This window comes from Nocardia beijingensis NBRC 16342, from assembly GCF_001612785.1.
Classification (GTDB): domain Bacteria; phylum Actinomycetota; class Actinomycetes; order Mycobacteriales; family Mycobacteriaceae; genus Nocardia; species Nocardia beijingensis.
In genome coordinates this window covers 1-13,824 of the sequence record NZ_BDBC01000042.1, presented here as the reverse complement: position 1 = coordinate 13,824, position 13,824 = coordinate 1, and the positions used below count along the sequence as shown (strand labels likewise).

The following is a 13,824-nucleotide window of genomic DNA, read 5'->3' as shown; positions in this document are numbered from 1 at the left end:
GATGCGCACCCTCGGCAATGTCCTGATCACCGGCGGCGCTTCCGGGCTCGGCGCGGCCGTCACCGCCGCCGTCCGCGCGAACGGGGGCCGCCCCTACGTGATCGACCGGGTGGAGCCGGAGACCCCCGTCGATTTCGTGCGTGCCGATCTCGCCGATACCGTCGCCGCCGAACAAGCCGTGCACGAGATCATCGAGCGCACGGGCGGCCGGATCAACGGTGTGTTCACCGCGGCGGGCACCGACGCGTGCGGCCCGCTGGACGTCGTGCCGACGAAGAAGTGGGAATACGTCGTGCAGGTCAACCTGTTCGGCACCGCCGCCGTCATTCGTGCCGCCCTTCCGGCTCTGCGTGAGAGCAAGGGAACGGTGGTGACCTGCGCTTCCACCCTGGGCATCAAGGCGGTCGGGCACGCGACCGCCTACTGCGCGTCGAAATTCGGCGTCGTGGGCTTCACCAGGGCGCTGGCCGCCGAAACGGCGGGCAGCGTCGGTGTGACCCTGCTGATTCCGGGCGGCATGCACACGGCGTTCTTCGACGACCGCGACGAGCAGTACAAGCCGCCGCCCGACGCCAAACTCAACCAGCCTCGCGACGTCGCCGACGCGGTGGTCTTCGCGCTTCGGCAGCCGCCGGGTTGCGAGGTCAGGGAGATGGTCGTGTGCGCATCGGAAGAGGGATCGTGGCCCTGAGGCGCACGATCCTGGTGCTGCGCGCGCTCGGGCTAGGCGACCTGCTGACCATCGTGCCCGCCTTGCGCGGGATCAGGAGCGCCTACCCCGACGACCGGGTGGTCCTCGCCGCGCCGCAAGCGCTGCGCGACCTGGTCGACCTGATCGACGCCGTCGACGAACTCCTGCCGACCGCCGGACTCGGTGCGCTCCGATGGCTCGGGGCCCCACCGAGACTCGCGGTCAATCTGCACGGCAAAGGACCGGAGAGCATCCGTGATCTGCTGACGGCGCGTCCGGACGCACTGCTGACCCATCGCCATCCTGACTTCCCCGACCTGCCCGGCCCCGATTGGCGCGACGACGTGCACGAAGTGGATCGCTGGTGCCGCCTGCTGGAAAACGGTGGGATCGAAGCCGATCCCACCGCGCTGCAGCTCCCGGCTCCACTGCGGCCCGCCCCCGAGTCGAACGCGGTCGTGATCCATCCCGGCGCGGCCTATCCCGCGCGTCGGTGGCCATCCGAACGTTTCGCGCGGGTGGCGCGTGAACTCTGCGCCGAAGGTCATCGCGTCGTGGTCACCGGAAGCCGGGACGAAACGCGCTTGGCGAACGCGGTCGCCGAGAAGGCCGGGCTGCCGCCTGCGGCGGTGTACGCGGGGCGCACCGATCTGACCGAACTCGCCGCGCTGGTCGCCGAGGCGGCGCTGGTCGTGTGCGGCGACACCGGCGTGGGGCATCTCGCCACCGCGTTCGGCACGCCGTCGGTGGTGCTGTTCGGGCCGACGCCGCCGCAATGGTGGGGGCCGCCCGCGGACGCTGAACACCACATCGCCCTGTGGGCCGGAACCGTCGGCGATCCGCACGCCGAGTATCCGGATCCCGGCCTGCTCATGGTGCGACCCGAACACGTGCTCACGGTCGCGGCCGGGTTGCTCGGACAGCGGGTCCGCCATGGGTAGTCGCGTCGGTGTGGTCGGCGCCGGCTACGTGGGGCTCACCAGCGCCGCGTGCCTGGCCCACCTCGGACACCACGTGATCTGTGTCGACAACGACGAGGCCAAGGTGGCGGCGCTGCGCGCGGGGTCGGTCGCGATCGTCGAACCCGGCTTGCCGGAGCTGGTTCGCGAAGGGCTGGAGGAGAATCGGCTCGTCTTCGCCTCGGACCCGGCGGCGCTGCACGAATGCGAAGTGGTGCTGTTGTGCCTTCCCACGCCCATGGGCAGCGGCGGCACGGCCGACCTCGGCGTGCTGGAGGACGCGCTGAAACGGTTGGCCACCGTGCTGTCGCCGGACTGCGTACTCGTCACCAAATCCACCGTCCCCGTGGGAACGGCGGCGCGCATTCCCACCCTGGCCGGTCTCGCGAGCACGGCGGTGGTCAGCAACCCCGAATTCCTCCGGGAAGGCCACGCGGTCGAGGATTTCCTGCGTCCCGATCGGGTCGTGCTCGGTACGACCGAGCAGAATCGGGAATCGGCCGAGCGTGTCGCGGCGCTCTACGCCGGAACCGGCGCACCGGTGCTGCGCTCCGACTCGGCCAGCGCCGAACTGGCCAAGTACGCCAGCAACGCGTTCCTCGCGGTCAAGCTCTCGTTCGTCAACACACTGGCCGAGCTGTGCGAACAGGTCGGCGCCGACATCACCGAGGTCACCTGCGCGATGGGCATGGACGACCGGATCGGCCCCGCCTTCCTCGCGCCAGGCCCCGGCTGGGGCGGCTCGTGCCTGCCGAAGGACACCCGTGCGCTGTTGCGCGCCGCGGAAGCGTGGGGCGTGGACTTCGCCATGCTCCGGGACGCCTTGCAGGCCAACGATCGTCAACAGGCGATGGTGCTGCGCAAGATCCGCCGCGCGGTCACCGGCGCGGTCGACGGCTCGCTGGCGGGAACTCGGATCGGCGTGCTCGGCTTGGCGTTCAAAGCAGGCACCGGCGACCTGCGCGACTCCCCCGCCGTCGCGGTCGCGCGGCAACTGGCCCGGCACGACGCCACGGTCACCGCCTACGACCCGTGTGTCCCACCGGGCACCCCCGGCCTCGACGGCATCCGCGTGGTGGACGACCCGTATCTGGTGGCGAAAGACGCGGGCGCGCTGGTGATCCTCACCGAATGGCCCGAGTTCCGTTCGCTCGACTGGGCGAAACTCGCCACCGACGTCGACCGAGCCGTGATCGTCGACACCCGCAACCTGCTCGACGACCACCTGCTCAGCGGCACCGGCTTCGCCTTGCTCGGTAACGGCACCGCCGACTCGTCCCCAGCCGGACGGACCTGAACGGCGCCCGGACATGCCCCCGGCCCGACGCTCTCCGGCGGGCCGCCGACCGGACGGCCGCACCTTCGGACTGACGGATGGCAGTCGCAGGCGCGACGCACGGTTCCGGCGACCGAGACCAGGAGATGCCGGGAACCGATCAGATCGCACGCACGGAAATCTCTGCGCGGCCACCGATCCGGGACAGAATCCGTCGACGAGCTCGCCGATGCCCGCGGCGCGCTCGACTCGAGCGTCACGGCACCGCGTCCGTTGCCGGGCGGCGCAATACTCGCGACGGAACTGCACGAGGCGTCTACTCGATCGGCTCCGGCCACGACACAGGGACGGCGATGCCGCACACTGCTCCCATGACGACGCCCGAACCGCGAGCGGGATCGATGTTCCGGTGGACTCCGGTCGCCACCGGCGCTGTGATCGCGCCCGACGAGCGATTGACCTGGCCCCGCACGATCGGGATCGGAGTGCAGCACGTGGTGGCGATGTTCGGCGCCACCTTCCTCGTTCCGGTGCTCACCGGGTTCCCCCCGTCGACGACGCTGCTGTTCTCCGGGGTCGGCACTCTGCTGTTCCTGGTGATCACCCGCAACCGGCTGCCGAGCTATCTGGGCTCGAGCTTCGCGATCATCGCTCCGGTCCTCGCGGCCACCGCGTCCGGCGGAATGGGCGCCGCCCTCGGCGGGATCGTCGTGGTGGGCGCCCTGCTGATCGTCATCGGCGTGGTGGTGCACTTCGCGGGCACGCACTGGATCGAAGCGCTGATGCCACCGGTGGTCACCGGCGCCATCGTCGCACTGATCGGCCTCAACCTGGCGCCGACCGCCAAGACGAACTTCGAGCAGGACGCGATCACCGCGACGGTGGTGCTCGTCCTGCTGATCTTGTGTCTGGTGCTCTTCCGTGGGTTGCTCGGCCGGTTGGCGATCGTCACCAGTGTCGTGCTCGGCTATCTGTTCGCGCTCGCACGCGGTGAGGTCGACACCGCGGCGATCGGGCGGGCCGCCTGGGTGGGGCTGCCGGACTTCCACGCCCCGAGCTTCCACCTCACGGTGATCCCGATGTTCCTGCCGGTGGTGCTGGTCCTGGTGGTCGAGAACATCGGGCACGTCAAGTCGATCACCACGATGACCGGCATCGACTACGACCGGCGCATGGGCCGCGCGCTGGCGGCCGACGGCCTTGCCACGATGCTCGCCGGTAGCGGCGGCGGCTCGGCGACCACCACGTACGCGGAGAACATCGGCGTGATGGCCGCGACCAAGGTGTACTCCACCGCCGCGTACTGGGTCGCGGGCGCCGCGGCCGTCGCGCTCAGCCTGTCGCCGAAGGTGGGAGCGGTGATCGCCGCCATCCCGGCCGGGGTGCTGGGTGGCGTGACGACCGCGCTCTACGGCCTGGTCGGAATCCTCGGCGTGCACATCTGGGTGAGCAACCGGGTGGACTTCGGCAAGCCGATCAACCAGTTCACCGCGGCGATCCCGCTGGTCATCGGCATCGCCGACTTCACATGGAAGCTGGGCGATCTCGACTTCGGGGGGATCACGCTCGGCGCCGTCGCCGCGCTGCTGATCTACCACGCGATGCGGCTGGTCGGGGGATGGCGCGGGACGGTTGTCCCTGACCCAGCGGACGAGGTGACCGAGCCCGGGAGCCGACGAGTCGGTCGGACCGATGATTGACGGCTGGTGATCCGGGTAGCCCAGGAGTCGAACACCTGTTCTGTCGAGCGTGAGGAGCGACGATGGTGCACCAGAACCCGCAGAAGGATCCGGATGAATGGACCACCGGCGAAGAGCCGATGACCGGCCCACAGGACTCCTACTTGCACACCCTCGCCCAAGAGGCGGGTGTGGAGGTGCCGGAGGGGCTGACCAAGGCCCAGGCGTCGCGGTTGATCGATGAACTTCAGGAACAGACCGGCCGCGGCGTCTGACGGGTCCGGCGCGGCAACCTGACGCGGAACCGGCGCCCCCGGCCGTCCGCACCCTCATATCCTTGTGCCCCGATCGGCCCAAAACCACTCTCGTACTTCTTTTTTCAGAACCTTGCCATTCACACTGCGGGGGAGTTCGTCGACGAAGACGACGTTCTTGGGTGCGCGCACCGAACCGAGCTGCTCGCGGCATCGGGTGATCAGCTCTGTCGCATCGACGGTCCGCCCTGCCTCGAGTTCGACCACCGCGGTCACGACCTCGCCCCAGTCCGGATGCGGAGCGCCGACGACCGCGCAGTCCTGCACGGCGGGGTGGCTCCAGATCACCTGCTCGACCTCACCGGGGAAGACGTTGAAACCGCCCGAGATGATGAGGTCCTTCTTCCGGTCGGTGATGTGGAGATAGCCTTCCGCGTCACGATGCCCCAGGTCGCCGGTGTGCAGCCAGCCGTCGACGATGGTCTCCGCGGTGCGTTCGGGGTCTTTGTAGTAGCCCTTCATCACCAAGTCGCCCCGGACGCAGATCTCGCCGGTCACGCCCGGCGCCACTTCCGCCCCGGCCTCGTCCAGGATCGCCACCGTGGCCAGCGGATAAGGACGTCCGCACGAACTCAGTCGGTACTCCGGCGCCACCCGCCCGTCGATCAGGTGCTCGTCGGGTCGCAGGAAGGCGATCGCCGCTGGAGCTTCCATCTGCCCGTAGCCCTCCAGGAAGACCGGACCGAGCCGGTCGATTCCCGCGCGGAGCTTCTCGGTCGACATCGGCGCCGCGCCATAGGTCAGATAGCGCAAGGACGAGGTGTCGGCGGTCCGCTGCCGCAGCACCTCGAGCAGGCGGTAGATCACCGTCGGGGGAAGGAACAGATCCGTGACCCGGTACCGCTCGATGGCGTCGAGAACCAGCTCCGGCGCGGCACGCGGGATGATGACGACGGTGCCGCCCCGCGCGGTGGCCTGCACACTGAACAGCCCGGCCGTGTGCGTCATCGGGGCGGCGGCCAGGTTGACGATGGGCGTGTCGGCGGGATGGGTCAGCGCCATCATCTGGTGAGTCACCATCGTCGCCAGACTGCGATGCGTATTCATGACGCCTTTGGGTTCGCCGGTCGTCCCGCCGGTCGGCGCGACGGCGACCACGTCGTCCATGGCGTAGCCGAGCCGCGGTGAGGTGGCCGGGTACTCGGCGACCCAATCCCGCAAGGCGGGGTCCTCGGTCCCCGCGGCCAGCGCGATATAGACCAGGACTCCCGGCGAAGCCGCCTTCATCTCCGCGACCTGTTCCGCGAGAGCGGGGTGGTAGAACAGCACCTCCACGTCGAAGCGCCGTAACAACCTGATGTTCTCGCTCACCGGATGGGCCGGGTTCAACGGCACCCACGCCGCGCCCATGCGCCACGCGCCGAGTACGCAGATCCACGCCGACGGCGCATTCGGCGACAGCACAGCGATTTTCGATTCCCGCCGCGCTCCGGCGCTCAGTAGCGCGTTGGCGATTCGGCACGACAGCGCACCGGCCTCGTCGAAGGTCCACACCTCGTCGTCGGTCCGGTAGGCCACACCCGTCGGATTGATCGCGCGCCCACGATCGAAGAAGTCGATGATGGCCATGTCCTACACCCTTTCCAGCATGATGACGGCGGTGACCGCTTCTTCACCGCGGTGGAAACCACCGCCGTTCTCCGCCAACGCGATTCGCGCGCCGTCCACCTGACGCGGACCGGCGTTGCCACGCAGTTGTTCGGTGAGCTCAAAAATCTGGCCGAGCCCGCTCGCCGCGAGAGGATGCCCCTTGGATTCCAGCCCGCCGGAGGGGTTCACCGGAATCCTGCCTCCGAGCGTGGTCTCACCGCGCAGCGCCGCCGATCCGCCCGCACCGAGGGGAACGAGGCCGAGCAACTCCGTTTGCAGAATCTCGCCGAACGCCGTGGCATCGTGAACCTCGGCCACGTCGACGTCCTCCGGCCCCGCTCCCGCCAGTTCGTAGGCGCGTGCGGAGACCGCACGGCTCGGGTGTCCCTCGAAGGTGGTCGCGTCGCGGTCCACTCCGCTGCCGAGGACGGCGGCGAGGACCCGGACCGTTTTCGGCGCGCCCAGTCGCCGAATCCCGGCTTCGCTGCACACGATCACCGCGGCGGCGCCGTCGGTGATCGGCGCGCACATCGGAACCGTGAGCGGATACGAAAGCCGCCGCCCCGCGAGCACGTCCGCCACGGTCATCGGCTGGCGGTAGTGCGCGCGCGGGTTTTCGACCGCGTGGTCATGGTTCTTGGCCGCTACCGCGGCCATCTGTTCCTGGGTGGTGCCGTGCAGACGCATGTGGTTGCGAGCGATCGCCGCGTAGATGTCCATGAAGACCGAGCGGCGCCCCAGGTCGTCGTCATCGACGTCGCCGCCGAGCTCCAGCAGGACGCGCGCGAGCGCGGCGGGATCGGACACCTCGTAGGCGCTGTCGAACACCGCCATGGTCCGTTCGAGGTCGTCGACGTGCATCCGTTCCACACCGACGGACAGCACGACATCGGCGGCTCCCGACCGGATCCGGTCCACCGCCAGCGCGAACGCCGAAGCGCCCGTGGCACAGGCGTTCTCGACGTTCACGATCGGAATGCGCTGAATGCCCGAGGCACGCAGAGCGATCTGCCCCGCGATCATGTGCTGGCCCTCCAGCGCACCTTGCGTCGCGGTGCCGAAGAACGCGGCGTCGAGCGCGTCGGCCGAGGCGCCGCAATCCCGCAACGCGTCGGTGACGGCCCAGCGGGTGAGGTCGCCGACGCTCTTTCCAGGATGTCTGCCGAACGGCGTCATTCCGACGCCTGCGATCCAGACGGGGGTTGTCATGAATTTCCTTTCGACTCGGAAGTCGTCGATGCGGCCCGTTCGGTACCGGCCCGCGCCGAAGCCGGTGCGGAGTCGGAGTCGATATCGACGTCGCGGCACGACGGGAATCGGCGTCAGAGGCGCTCGCCGATCGGCTGGTGATCCGGAAGGAGTCGACCGCCGAGGAAATCGAGTACCTGGTGGAGGGCGGCCTGGGTGGGCTGGCCGGGTTCGTCGATGAGGTGTTCGGTCAGCACCGAGTGGGGACTGAGTACGGCGTCGGGGTTGGCGGCGTCGTCGTCGAGTTCGATCGCGATGAACGCCCCAGTTGGTCGCGCAGGAAGTCGAATCGTTCGGCGGGGGAGCGCCGGTCGCCGCGGAATCGCAGGCCCATGACCGACAGCCCTTCGCCGCACCTTTGTTTGACGCGCTCCAGGTCGCAGGCGGACAGATCGATGGAGTACTTCTGCCGAGAGGTGAGACCCAGCGGCAGCCCCGGTTGGGACAGCACGGGCGCGATCAGGCGGTCGTCGACCGCCATGGCGAGGGCGAAACCACCCGTGAAGCACATCCCGACCGCACCGACTCCCGGTCCGCCGCAGCGGCTGTGCTCATGTTCGGCCAGCGCCCGCAGCCAGTGCACGACCGGTGAAGTGCGGCCGGTTGCCAGCACAACGAACTCGCGGCTGACGCAGATCGGCCCGAACTGGCCTGCGACGTTCGCCAACGCGGAAACCAAGCCGTGCGCCGCCGGACTCGGGTCGCGGCCGGGGTTGCCGTACAGGTGCGGCACCACCGCCGTACATCCCAGCCCCGCGACGCGGCGGGCGAAGGCGAACACCTCGGGTGAGATGCCGGGGAATTCCGCCATCACGATCACGGCGGGACCGCTGCCCCGGCGGAAGAGTGTGCGGGTCTTGCCGTCGTAGGTGAACGTGTCGCGCTCGAAGTCGTGCAGATCGTCGTCGCTCATGGGTGGCCCTTTCTCGCTGTTCGGGCCCCCACTATCGACCGGCCGACCGGGCGGGCTATAGGAAAAATGTTCCCGCCCGTCGGCGGTGTCGCGCGCGGCGTCAAATGACGAGAGGCGGGCACGACGGCCGGATCATCGTCCGGCGAGCGAGCGCGTCGGGGTGATGGTCCGGACGTGAACGACGAGGTCGAACCAGCCGCCGAGCCCCGCTCCGGTGATGTGATGGTCGGCGTCACGGTCGGGGTGGTAGGTCCCGACGATGAGGCGGAGTCTGGCCGGCCGTCCCAGCCACTGCTGCACCGCGCCCGCGGGCGCGGTCCGCAGATCGAGCAGGTAGTCGCCGAGTTCGGGGTGGTCCAGCACGGTGTCGGCGAAGCCCGACGCCGGAGCGGGCACGGCCAGGTCGGCGCGGACATTGCCGTGATGGAAGGTGATCGCGACCGAGAGATAGCCGGTTCCGAAGTGGTCGCGAAGCAGATACCCCGTGCTCGGAAACCGTTGTGCCAGAGCGGCAACGGTGAGTTCACGCGCGACGGCGGTGTTGGACACACCTTCCCAGTACACGATGCGGTGCCCGGTGCGATCGTGCCAGTCCACGATGCGGCGAGCCGCATCGACGGATTCGGCGGCGAAGTCACGGCGCCCCGATGCGGTGCTGTTCTGGTGGTAGCGCACGATGCGGCGAGCCGCGTCCAGGACTCCGGGTGCGTCGGCGGCACCCGGCAACGACTCGACCAGCGCCAGTGCGTCTTCGGCGTGGGCGGAGAACGGGCGCCCCGGGTGGGTGCCGTTCGCGCGCTGTATGTGCTCGCCCAGCCGATGCGCCGTCGCGATCGGGTCGTAATGGGATCTCAGCTCCGCGAGCCGCTGCGGTGCGACGGCTTCGACGAACCGGATCACCCGCTCGTAGTGCGACAGCTTGGCGGCCTCGGGAGCCAGGCCGATCAGGCGCACCGGATCGTGCGGATGGGCCCGATTGAACTCGCGCGCCCATTCCAGAACCGCGAGCGTCTCGGCGGTACGCCACGGCACCCACGCATCACCGAGGATCGCGCGCGGGTCACCGGCGCCCGTCCGCGCGTAGTCGTCCATGGCCGCCACGACGGATTCGTCATCGAGCAAGGCGAGCGCCCGAAACCCGGCGCGTTCCACGAGAACTCGCAGTATTCGGTGCGCGGTCACGGTTAGTTCGTGCCCCGCGCGGGTGGTTGCGCCGACTCCGACGACGACAGCGCCCTCGGCACGGTCGGCCAACACCGCCAGGTCCGCGAGCGTCCCCTCGGCGTCGACCGCCATGAGACGGTGCGCGCGGGTACGGATCCACTGCCGCACACGCGCGGCGTCGTGCGTCTCCTCCGACATGATTCACTCCTGGGCGAACAGGCCCCGCCGGACCCGGTGCGGGCCGCGGCGAACGATCGTAGATACCTTTGCAGTCAAAGCTATTTATCTTTGATCGCAAAGGTACTTCCGGAGATGAGCGCATGTCAATCACCGCGAGGACGACTCGCGGCCACCTGTCCGAGCACCGACTACGTCAGCGCCGAGCCGCCGGTCACGGCAGCGTGGAAATACCCGCCGTCCGAGCGATATGGAGATACTTCACGCGACGCGGTGCGGCGCGCCCCGAAGCGCGCAACGCCACCGCGTACAGCCCCAACGCCTGCCGATCCCCCCGATGCCGCGGCACCTCGAGGAGGTCCCGCGCTCGCGGGTGCTGGATCGCTCGCACCACCGAGTCCGGCAACGCCCGCGGAATCCACGCGTCCGGGCGCAGCACCTGTGGCGCAAGCTCCCTTCCGGCCGGGCTCGTTCGCAGCGATGTCGCGCAGGCCTCCTCGACGTACTCGCGGAACTCCGGCAGCGTGCGGGGCATGTACCGGGCCGAAATCCCGTATCGGCCATACCACTCGACGCACTCCCGATAGAGCCGGTGGCTCTCTTCCGGCGTCAGCGGGTGAATGAACGTATTGATCGCGAAGAAGAGCGTGTCGACGTATGTCGCGTGCTGGAAGAAGAACACATCCGGCCGGAGGGCGTGATAGCGTGCGCCGAAATCATCGCTGCCCTGCACATGGGCGTGCCCCGCGTGGATCAGTGAGCGCAGATCGCGGTCGGAGTACGCGATCTGCACCATCGCGTTGACGGTGCGGCGCTTGTGCAACCACAGCCGGTAGGGCACGTGCTCGGTGAGCGCCGTCGCGATCGCGGGGTGCAGGATCTGCAAGGCCACCGCCCGGGGCAGCGCCAACGCGAAACGCCGGTCGCCGAGATACTTTCGCAGCAACGATCCGGGTTCGTCCATCGAGAGCGGACCGTTCTCCCGACCGGAAACGGGTCTCACACCAGCGGCTTCCCGAGAGCGCGCCGCCTGCGCATATCGCGCAGATAGTCGTCGAAGGGATGAAGCCGCACCCGCTCGGGAAGTATTCGCAACACCAATCCGATCGAGCGCATCGTCAGCTCGAAGACACGCTGGCGGCGCGGGCTCCAATCCAGGCCCAATTCATCGCGGAACCGTTGCGGGAGAAATCCCGTCGTGAAGAACCTGTTCACCCGGCGGAACGCCAACCGCTCGATGCGACGATAGGGCCCCAGATCGATGACTTGCTCCAGCAGGTAGGCCCGCACCTCGTCGTCCAGCGTGAGATCCGACAGTGTCGAATCCCAGTACTCGGCGAACGCGGCACGGTCACGCGGCCACAGCCGCGCAGGCATCTGCAACGTCGTCCCGAATCGGCTCGACTCGCGATACACCTCGTCGGCCGACTCCTCGTCCATGCGCCCGTAGAGATAGGTGAGGGAATCGACGGTGCCGCGGTAGAGGCACGCAGCCACCCACAGTTGCAGTCGCGGATCGAAGGCGTTGTATTTCACCGGACTGTGCGGGCCGGACCGCACGTGGCGGTGCGAGGTGTCGACCGCGGCGCGATAAGCCGCACGATCCTCCTCGGTGCCGAGCATCGCCACCGCCAGGTAGGTCAGGGTCGTGCGGCCGCGCTTGCGCGGATGCACGGTGTATCTGCCACTTTCGACCGTGCTCTCCACGACGCCGCGCCCGACCGGAGGCAGGCTCAGTTGCATGACCACGTTGGCCGGGCCGCCCAGCAGCGCCGCGGGCCCCGCCATATAGCGGCGCCGACGCCCGAGATCGGCCTCGGGTGTGACCGGCGCCTGCGCTGACGGTTGGGATCGAGACATGCCCAGCTCCAACGATATGTTGATAGATATTTCAGTGCATTCTCTCATTCACACGCGCGATCGGCAATCGCCCACCCCGCCCCCCAGAGGCGGGCTTCCGCCAATTATGTGAATGCCAATTCTTGACCTGGGGTAGGCTTCACCGCGCGGCGGGCCGCCTCGGCGGCGCGCCGCTACGGCAGGGTTCGATCGCCGATCGGCTCAACTGGAGGTGTTGGATGACCATGACTTTGCGCTCTCCGTTCGCGGCGCTCCGGTCGGTGGCCGACGCGGTCTCGGCGGCCGCCGTGCTGGCCAGGCGCGGGGTGGTCGATCCGGCGCGGCCGGCGGAAACGATTCGCGTGATGCGCGAAGCCTCCGTGTACGGCCCGTTCGTCACCACGCTGGCCCATGCCACCCGCAGCCACGGGTCCGCGCCCGCGATCGTCGACGAACGCGGAACACTCACGTTCGATGAGCTCGACAAGCAGTCCAACGCACTCACCCGCGGGCTCGCCGCCGCCGGATTCGGGCCCGGCACGGTGCTCGCCGCACTCTGCCGCGATCACCGCGGCATGGTCCTGACACTTCTGGCGGCCGGGAAACTGGGCGCCCGCGTGGTCCTGATGAACACCGGCTTCGCCAAGCCGCAGCTCGCCGAGGTCGCCGCCAGGGAGAACGTCGGCGCGATCCTGCTCGACAGCGAATTCCTCGACCTGCTCGGCGCGGTGCCGGGACGGGTGCCGCGCATCCTGAGCTGGGTGGACGAGAGCGACGCGGTCGAGGCGGGCACACCGACGATCGACTCGCTCATCGCCGCCAACTCGGACGCGGCGCTGCCGGCACCGGAACGCCCCGGCGGCATCGTCATTCTGACCAGCGGAACCACCGGCACTCCCAAAGGCGCCCCGCGTGACAAGGTCTCGCCCTTGCAGTCCGCGCAGTTCCTGCACCGCGTGCCATTCCCCCGCGACGACACCGTCGTGATGGCGGCCCCCATCTTCCACGGCACCGGCCTCTCGCAGTTCACCCTCGGCTGGGCCTTGGGCAACAAGATCGTCTTCCAGCAGCGCAAATTCGATCCGCGCCGGACGCTGGCCGACGTCGCCAAGCACCGCGCCGCCACCTTGGTGCTGGTGCCGACCATGCTGCAGCGCATCCTCGATCTCGGACCCGCCGTCCTCGAGCAGTTCGACACGAGCTCACTGCGGGTGATCTTCACCGCGGGAGCGCCGGTCTCGCCGGACCTGAGCCGGCGCACGGCCGACGCCTTCGGCGACGTGCTGTACAACCTCTACGCCTCGACCGAGGTCGCGGTCGCCGCCGTGGCCACCCCGCACGACATGCGCGTGGCGCCGGGCACCGTCGGCAGACCACCCGTCGGTTGCCGGGTCGCGATCTACGACGCGCAACGCAACAAGATCACCACACCCGGCGAGGTGGGCACGATCTTCGTCTCCAGCGGCCTCAGCTTCTCCGGCTACACCGACGGCCGGAACAAGGAAATGGTCGACGGATTGCTGTCCAGCGGCGACGTCGGCCACTTCGACGCCGAGGGACGGTTGTTCATCGACGGCCGCGACGACGACATGATCGTCTCCGGGGGCGAGAACGTCTACCCGCTGGAAGTGGAGAATCTGCTGGCCGACCGTCCCGACGTCCGCGAAGCCGCGGTCGTCGGCGTCGAGGACCGCGACTTCGGAAAACGGTTGCGCGCCTTCGTCGTTCCCACCGAAGACGCCACGCGCGACCCACAGGAGATCAAGGACTACGTCAGAGCGAACCTGGCCCGCCACAAGGTGCCTCGCGATGTGGTGTTCGTCGACGAGCTGCCGCGCAACGCCACCGGCAAGCTGGTACGCCGCAAGCTGGAGGAAGCCGACTCCTGACCGGGGCTCGCCGTTGTGCTGCCGGACGGCGGGCGCGGTCCGGCAGCACGATCGCCGCCTACCGAGCCGCACCACCCTGATAATC

General features: G+C 68.9%; 11 protein-coding genes and 1 pseudogene. 6 read left to right on the top strand and 6 right to left on the bottom strand.

What is annotated here, in order from left to right; translation table 11 throughout:
* The first annotated feature begins 1 nt into the window (after position 1).
* From NB3_RS22720 to NB3_RS22700, 5 genes are all read left to right on the top strand, one after another.
* Positions 2-691: an SDR family oxidoreductase gene (locus NB3_RS22720; protein ID WP_067807043.1), complete on the top strand. Its 690-nt coding sequence runs from the start codon at positions 2-4 to the stop codon at positions 689-691.
* A complete protein-coding gene (locus tag NB3_RS22715) occupies positions 682-1,632 on the top strand; it encodes a glycosyltransferase family 9 protein (RefSeq protein ID WP_067807040.1) in 951 nt (316 codons plus the stop codon). The genes NB3_RS22720 and NB3_RS22715 overlap by 10 nt, the downstream gene beginning before the upstream one ends.
* Positions 1,625-2,947, top strand: a complete 1,323-nt coding sequence (locus NB3_RS22710) for a UDP-glucose dehydrogenase family protein (RefSeq protein ID WP_067807037.1) — start codon at positions 1,625-1,627, stop codon at positions 2,945-2,947. Before NB3_RS22715 ends, NB3_RS22710 begins: the two co-directional genes overlap by 8 nt.
* A 380-nt stretch (positions 2,948-3,327) precedes the next feature.
* A complete protein-coding gene (locus NB3_RS22705; RefSeq protein ID WP_157111959.1) occupies positions 3,328-4,626 on the top strand; it encodes a uracil-xanthine permease family protein in 1,299 nt (432 codons plus the stop codon).
* Positions 4,627-4,688: 62 nt separating this feature from the next.
* A complete protein-coding gene (locus NB3_RS22700) occupies positions 4,689-4,880 on the top strand; it encodes a DUF3072 domain-containing protein (protein ID WP_067807031.1) in 192 nt (63 codons plus the stop codon).
* A gap of 54 nt (positions 4,881-4,934) precedes the next feature.
* Here NB3_RS22700 and NB3_RS22695 read toward each other — a convergent pair whose 3' ends face one another.
* The 6 genes and pseudogenes from NB3_RS22695 to NB3_RS22670 form a co-directional block, all read right to left on the bottom strand.
* A complete protein-coding gene (locus NB3_RS22695) occupies positions 4,935-6,488 on the bottom strand; it encodes an AMP-binding protein (protein WP_067807027.1) in 1,554 nt (517 codons plus the stop codon).
* Between the two features lie 3 nt (positions 6,489-6,491).
* Positions 6,492-7,718 carry a thiolase family protein gene (locus NB3_RS22690; RefSeq protein ID WP_067807090.1) on the bottom strand — a complete coding sequence of 409 codons (1,227 nt, stop codon included), beginning with the start codon at positions 7,716-7,718 and terminating at the stop codon, positions 6,492-6,494.
* A 113-nt stretch (positions 7,719-7,831) separates the two neighbouring features.
* A pseudogene (locus NB3_RS22685) lies at positions 7,832-8,670 on the bottom strand (dienelactone hydrolase family protein).
* Between the two features lie 132 nt (positions 8,671-8,802).
* A complete protein-coding gene (locus tag NB3_RS22680; protein ID WP_067807024.1) occupies positions 8,803-10,032 on the bottom strand; it encodes an erythromycin esterase family protein in 1,230 nt (409 codons plus the stop codon).
* A gap of 193 nt (positions 10,033-10,225) precedes the next feature.
* Positions 10,226-10,975 (bottom strand): oxygenase MpaB family protein, encoded by a 750-nt coding sequence (locus tag NB3_RS22675; protein ID WP_067807021.1) that lies wholly within the window; start codon positions 10,973-10,975, stop codon positions 10,226-10,228.
* 35 nt (positions 10,976-11,010) lie between these two features.
* The gene (locus tag NB3_RS22670; RefSeq protein ID WP_067807018.1) at positions 11,011-11,871 is read right to left on the bottom strand and encodes an oxygenase MpaB family protein; all 861 of its coding nucleotides are present in this window, start codon (positions 11,869-11,871) and stop codon (positions 11,011-11,013) included.
* 218 nt (positions 11,872-12,089) lie between these two features.
* On the opposite strand from NB3_RS22670, the gene NB3_RS22665 reads away from it, so the two are divergent.
* On the top strand, positions 12,090-13,739 hold the full coding sequence (locus tag NB3_RS22665; RefSeq protein ID WP_084823581.1) for an acyl-CoA synthetase: 1,650 nt from the start codon (positions 12,090-12,092) through the stop codon (positions 13,737-13,739).
* The last annotated feature ends 85 nt before the right edge of the window (positions 13,740-13,824 follow it).

Excerpts from the sequence above, each read along its gene's own strand:
- NB3_RS22720 (WP_067807043.1), top strand. The coding sequence starts at position 2 with ATGCGCACCCTCGGCAATGTCCTGATCACCGGCGGCGCTTCCGGGCTC.
- NB3_RS22710 (WP_067807037.1), top strand. The coding sequence starts at position 1,625 with ATGGGTAGTCGCGTCGGTGTGGTCGGCGCCGGCTACGTGGGGCTCACC.
- NB3_RS22705 (WP_157111959.1), top strand. The coding sequence starts at position 3,328 with ATGTTCCGGTGGACTCCGGTCGCCACCGGCGCTGTGATCGCGCCCGAC.
- NB3_RS22700 (WP_067807031.1), top strand. The coding sequence starts at position 4,689 with ATGGTGCACCAGAACCCGCAGAAGGATCCGGATGAATGGACCACCGGC.
- NB3_RS22695 (WP_067807027.1), bottom strand. The coding sequence starts at position 6,488 with ATGGCCATCATCGACTTCTTCGATCGTGGGCGCGCGATCAATCCGACG.
- NB3_RS22690 (WP_067807090.1), bottom strand. The coding sequence starts at position 7,718 with ATGACAACCCCCGTCTGGATCGCAGGCGTCGGAATGACGCCGTTCGGC.
- NB3_RS22680 (WP_067807024.1), bottom strand. The coding sequence starts at position 10,032 with ATGTCGGAGGAGACGCACGACGCCGCGCGTGTGCGGCAGTGGATCCGT.
- NB3_RS22675 (WP_067807021.1), bottom strand. The coding sequence starts at position 10,975 with ATGGACGAACCCGGATCGTTGCTGCGAAAGTATCTCGGCGACCGGCGT.
- NB3_RS22670 (WP_067807018.1), bottom strand. The coding sequence starts at position 11,871 with ATGTCTCGATCCCAACCGTCAGCGCAGGCGCCGGTCACACCCGAGGCC.
- NB3_RS22665 (WP_084823581.1), top strand. The coding sequence starts at position 12,090 with ATGACCATGACTTTGCGCTCTCCGTTCGCGGCGCTCCGGTCGGTGGCC.